The sequence below is a fragment of the Paenisporosarcina sp. P4_D4 genome, from assembly GCF_056401835.1.
The window spans coordinates 1-986 of sequence record NZ_JBFUIO010000335.1 but is presented as its reverse complement, the minus strand read 5'-3'; the positions used below and the strand labels follow the sequence as shown (position 1 = coordinate 986).

1 protein-coding gene and 1 pseudogene are annotated in these 986 nt (G+C 37.0%); both read right to left on the bottom strand.

Annotated elements, in window-relative coordinates; genetic code table 11:
* Positions 1-136: pseudogene (locus AC1DSL_RS18665) on the bottom strand (recombinase family protein); the annotation flags it as partial.
* 142 nt (positions 137-278) lie between these two features.
* Positions 279-884: a recombinase family protein gene (locus tag AC1DSL_RS18660; RefSeq protein WP_477533390.1), complete on the bottom strand. Its 606-nt coding sequence runs from the start codon at positions 882-884 to the stop codon at positions 279-281.
* Between the last annotated feature and the right edge of the window lie 102 nt (positions 885-986).

Sequence of the window (986 nt, the reverse complement as noted above, 5' to 3'; positions counted from 1 at the left end):
CATCAATAAGAGCTTTCATCATTTCTATATTTTCTATATCTTTATCTCCATATTTCTCTGGACGACCCCCAAGTCGCCCACGCGCTTTACCCGCCACTCGTCCTGCAGCCGAACGTTCTTGAATAAGATTTCGTTCAAGATACCCACTTAAACGTTTAGTAGATTAAAAAGGAATGTTCCTAAATAAAGGGCACAATCCTAAAAGTTGTTTATAAAAGGTATTCCAAATCGTTGGAAATCTCATATATGAAATGAGTTTCTTCTATTATATAGGTTAACTATAAAGATTCTTCATACACTCTGACTAGTTTATAAAAAGTAGTCTTTTTCACACCAATTTCCTGCATTGCCTTAACAGCCGTTATCTCTTTTAATTTCCATCGATCATAAGCTTGTTTAAACTCCGCGGTAACCGTAACTTTTGGTCGGCCAAATACTATGCCGTTTTGCAAAGCCACATCAATTCCTTCACGTTGCCGTTTTCGAATTCGTTCTCGTTCCTCTTCCGCCATCCAAGAAAGAATCTGTAAAACAAGATCCGCAATAAATGTTCCTAAGCTGTCTTTATATTGAGTTGTGTCTAACAAAGGCATATCCAGCACAACTATATCTGCCTGGATGTTTTTTGTAATGTCGTTCCACTCGTGCAAGATTTCTTCTTTATTCCGGCCAAATCGATCAAGTGAATGAATATAAAGCACATCACTTTTTCTAATGATGCGTTTAAGTAATTGATATTGGGCTCTTTCGAAATCTTTTCCACTTTGTTTGTCCATGAAGATGTCTCGTTCTCCAAGTCCCAATTTTTTCATAGCCTCTAGCTGGCGTCCTTCATTTTGATCTTTGCTGCTGACTCGTATATATCCGAATTTTTTGTTATCCATTTATTTACTCCTCATTTTGGTTTGCCTACTTTTATTCTACCAAAAGTGTTCGTAAAAGTGTGTGTAAAATAGAGGACGTTCGATAAAATAGAGGACGTTCGA

Excerpts from the sequence above, each read along its gene's own strand:
- AC1DSL_RS18660 (WP_477533390.1), bottom strand. The coding sequence starts at position 884 with ATGGATAACAAAAAATTCGGATATATACGAGTCAGCAGCAAAGATCAA.